The organism is Streptomyces misionensis (genome assembly GCF_007896895.1).
Classification (GTDB): domain Bacteria; phylum Actinomycetota; class Actinomycetes; order Streptomycetales; family Streptomycetaceae; genus Streptomyces; species Streptomyces misionensis_A.
The window spans coordinates 37,988-41,684 of the sequence record NZ_VOGW01000070.1 but is presented as its reverse complement, the minus strand read 5'-3'; the positions used below and the strand labels follow the sequence as shown (position 1 = coordinate 41,684).

Genomic DNA, 3,697 nt, shown 5'->3' with positions numbered 1-3,697 from the left:
GGCTCCGCTCCCGCCAGCCCCCGGGCTCCGCTCCCGTCAAGCCAGGCCCGGCAGCGCTCGGTGCAGGATCGTGTCGAGGTCGGTGCCGGCCGGGAGGGTGCCGAAGGTGTGGCCCCAGTCGCCGCCCAGGCGGGACGCGCAGAAGGCGTCCGCGACCGCGTGCGGGGCGTGCCGGACGAGCAAGGAGCCCTGGAGGGCGAGGGCCGTCCGTTCGACCAGCCGGCGGGCGCCCAGCTGGTCGGCACGGGTCAGCTCGGTGCGGAGGGAGGCCACGGCGGCGTCGAGGCGGGCGTCCGCGCCGTGCGCGAGCGCGAGTTCGGCGAACAACGCCTCCGCGCTGCCCGGTTCCCGGCCGAGGGCGCGCAGCACGTCCAGCGCGTTGACGTTGCCCGAGCCCTCCCAGATCGACAGCAGCGGGGCCTCCCGGTAGTGCCGGGGCATGCCGGAGTCCTCCACGTACCCGTTGCCGCCCAGGCACTCCAGGGCCTCCGCCGTGAAGGCCGGCCCCCGCTTGGTCACCCAGTACTTGCCGACGGCCGTGGCGATCCGCCGGAAGGCGTGCTCGCCGGCGTCCCCGCGCACCGCCCGGTCCGCGGCCCCGGCCAGCCGCAGGGTGAGCGTCGTCGCCGCCTCCGATTCCAGCGCGAGATCGGCCAGTACATGGCGCATCAGCGGCTGTTCGAGCAGCCGGGCGCCGAACGCGGTGCGGTGCCCGGCGTGGTGACCGGCCTCGACCAGCGTCTTGCGCATCAGCGTCGCCGTGGCCATCACACAGTCCAGACGGGTGCAGTTGACCATCTCGATGATGGTCTTCACGCCCCGCCCCTCGGGGCCCACCAGCCAGGCCACGGTCCGGTCGAACTCCGGCTCCGAGGAGGCGTTGGAGCGGTTGCCCAGCTTGTCCTTGAGGCGCTGGATGCGGAAGGTGTTGCGGCTGCCGTCCGGCAGCACCCGCGGCACCAGGAAGCAGGACAGCCCGCCGGGGGCCTGCGCCAGCACCAGGAAGACGTCGCACATCGGCGCCGACGTGAACCACTTGTGCCCGCGCAGCGTGTACACGCCGGGCTCGCCCGCGGGCGTGGCCGTCGTGGTGTTGGTACGGACGTCCGAGCCGCCCTGCTTCTCCGTCATCCCCATCCCGGCGAGCAGTCCGGGCTTCCCGGTCGGCACCCGCAGCCCGGGCTCGTACTCCCGGCTGGTGAGCAGCGGCTCGTAGACCTCGGCCAGCTCCGGCTGCGCGCGCAGCGTCGGGACGGCGGCGTAGGTCATCGACGTCGGGCAGCCGTGCCCCGCCTCCGTGTGCCCCCACACCAGCCCGCCCGCCGTACGGGCCACATGGGCGCCGGGCCGCTCGTCCGCCCAGGCCGAACCGGCCAGGCCCGCCGCCACCGCCGTGCGCATGAGGTGGTGCCAGGCGGGGTGGAACTCCACCTCGTCGACGCGATGGCCGTAGCGGTCGTGGGTGCGCAGGACCGGGTCGTAGCGGTTGGCCTGTTCGGCCCACTCCTGGGCCTCGGCGCTGCCGGCCCGGGTGCCGAGGCGGCGGACGTCCTCCTCGGCCCACCCGGCGCCCTCCCGGCGCCGCCCCTCCAGGAGGGCCGCGTCGTCGGAGGCGTCGTAGGGGGCGAGGGGCGGGGGCTGGTTGGTGACGTCATGGGTGGCGGCGGACCCCGCGGGCCCGTGTGTGTCTGCGGCGACCATACGGCCATGTTGCGCTTTTCCTGCGGCTGTAGCAATAGTGCAACATGGCGGCGGACGTAGAGTACGTGCCCATGCGCGTGAACGAGTCGGCCGGGCCGGTGACGGCCGGTCTGCGGCCCCTGTCCGCACGATCGGTCGTGCTGAGCATGCTGCTCGCCGTGCACCCGCCGGAGCTGCCGGTGCGGGACCTCCTGCGGCTGGTGGAGCCCTTCGGCGTCGGCGGCTCCACGCTGCGGGCCGCGCTGAGCCGGATGGTGGCCGCGGGCGACCTGTGGCGCGCCGACGCCGTCTACGGGCTCAGCGACCGGCTGCTCGCCCGCCAGCGCCGCCAGGACGACGCGGTCCACCCCCGCACCCGCGCCTGGCACGGCGACTGGGAGATGGTGGTGATCACGGCGACCGGGCGCGGCGCCGCCGAACGCGCCGAACTGCGCGCCCGGCTGACCGCCCTGCGCCTGGCCGAACTGCGCGAGGGCGTCTGGCTGCGCCCGGCCAACCTCGAACGCCCCCTGCCGGACGAGCTGCGCCGGGTGGCGGGGACGTACACCGCCCGGCCCGGCGAACCGGCGCCCGACCTCGTCGCCCGCCTGTGGCCGCTGGACGCCTGGGCGGCCACCGCCCGCGATCTGCTCGCCCACGCGGCCGGCGCGCCCGGCCCCGCCGACCACTTCACCGCCTTCGCGGCGATCGTGCGCCACCTCCTCGGGGACCCCGTCCTCCCACCCGCCCTCCTGCCGCCCGACTGGCCGGGCACCGCGCTGCGCACGGCCTACGCCCGGTACCAGCGGGAGGTGGCCGCCGCGGCGGGCTGGCGGGAGCCGGGGCGGGCGTGACGGCCCGTTGACCGCTCCGGGCGGCCGAGGGCGCCCGGAACCGCGCGGGCAGGTAGCGCGGGGAACCGCGCCGGGCGGGTGGCGCGGGCGGCGCGCGGGGCGTTTGCTGGAGTCAGCGGGAGTAGGCGGGAATCAGGAGGATGACCAGGCCGGTCGCGGGCACTCGGTGGGGCGGAGGAGGAGGATCTCACCCGAGGAGAGTCATGGCTGAGCAGAACGACTCGTCGGCCCTCACGGCGCCTCTGCGCGGTGCCGCCTCGGTGCTGCGCAAGGTGCCCGGCGCCACGGCGGTGGGCAGGGCCGCGGAGGAAACCCTGGACAAGGTGGGCGCGGTCTCGCCGCGCGGGCGGCGCCTCGCGGTGTACGCCGGCGCGGGGGTGCTCGGCGCCGCGGGCGTGGTGGAGTGGCCGGTGGCCCTGACCGGCGCCGCGGTGGCCTGGCTCACCCAGCCCCGGCCCGCCCAGCGGGAAGCGGCCGTACAGCAGGACGAGACGGCACAGCGCCCGCACGATCTCGGCACCGCCGCGCTGCGGTCCGGCGCCGAGCCCCACGAACACGGCCACGAACACGGCAAGAAGCACGGGCACGAACACGGCAAGAAGCACGGGCATGCGCCCGACGACGACCAGGCACCGGGCGCCGCGGACGCGCCCAGAAAGATGACCGGCCCCCTCGGCCCCACCGCACGCCCCGACCGCACCACCCGCTGAGGAGGGCACCTTGCCCGGTCTGTTCACCGTGCCGCGAGCCACCCTCCGGCTGCTGCCCGCGGCACCACGGCTGCTCGCCCGTGCCTCCGCGCCCGCCGTGGGGGTCGCCGCCGGAGCGGCCGCGGGGACGGCGCGCGCGGGCGTGCGCGGCATGGACACTGCCGTGCGGGTCGCCCGCGTGGCGCGCGGCGCCCTGCCCGGCGGCGGCGACCACTGGCGCTCCGGCACCCGCAGCCACCTCGCCCTGCGCCCCCTGCCGCCCGAACAGGCGAACGGCACCGAGACCCCGGCCGCGCGCCCGGCGGCGGGGGGCCCGGTGCCGTTGGCCGGTTCGGGCGGCGGGGGGCGCGGGGCGAGGGGGATGCGGGCGGCGGAGCCCCAGTGGTCGCCGCCCCCGCGCAGGGCCCCCCGCGCCCCGCCGGCGACCCCCACGCCCGGGTCCACGGCGCGCAC

Annotated in this window: 4 protein-coding genes; 3 read left to right on the top strand and 1 reads right to left on the bottom strand. The window is 77.1% G+C overall.

What is annotated here, in order from left to right; genetic code table 11:
- Positions 1-36: 36 nt before the first annotated feature.
- The gene (locus FRZ03_RS12740; RefSeq protein WP_146465255.1) at positions 37-1,701 is read right to left on the bottom strand and encodes an acyl-CoA dehydrogenase family protein; all 1,665 of its coding nucleotides are present in this window, start codon (positions 1,699-1,701) and stop codon (positions 37-39) included.
- Positions 1,702-1,772: 71 nt separating this feature from the next.
- Between FRZ03_RS12740 and FRZ03_RS12735 the strand changes: the two genes are divergently transcribed.
- The 3 genes from FRZ03_RS12735 to FRZ03_RS39065 all read left to right on the top strand — a co-directional run.
- The gene (locus tag FRZ03_RS12735) at positions 1,773-2,534 is read left to right on the top strand and encodes a PaaX family transcriptional regulator C-terminal domain-containing protein (protein WP_146465254.1); all 762 of its coding nucleotides are present in this window, start codon (positions 1,773-1,775) and stop codon (positions 2,532-2,534) included.
- A gap of 203 nt (positions 2,535-2,737) precedes the next feature.
- Positions 2,738-3,244 carry a hypothetical protein gene (locus FRZ03_RS39070; protein WP_186785390.1) on the top strand — a complete coding sequence of 169 codons (507 nt, stop codon included), beginning with the start codon at positions 2,738-2,740 and terminating at the stop codon, positions 3,242-3,244.
- 10 nt (positions 3,245-3,254) lie between these two features.
- A partial coding sequence (locus FRZ03_RS39065; protein ID WP_186785389.1) for a hypothetical protein occupies positions 3,255-3,697 on the top strand: 443 nt, incomplete at its 3' end.

What these genes read in the sequence shown, in the direction of transcription:
- FRZ03_RS12740 (WP_146465255.1), bottom strand. Translation starts at nt 1,701, where the DNA reads ATGGTCGCCGCAGACACACACGGGCCCGCGGGGTCCGCCGCCACCCAT.
- FRZ03_RS12735 (WP_146465254.1), top strand. Translation starts at nt 1,773, where the DNA reads ATGCGCGTGAACGAGTCGGCCGGGCCGGTGACGGCCGGTCTGCGGCCC.
- FRZ03_RS39070 (WP_186785390.1), top strand. Translation starts at nt 2,738, where the DNA reads ATGGCTGAGCAGAACGACTCGTCGGCCCTCACGGCGCCTCTGCGCGGT.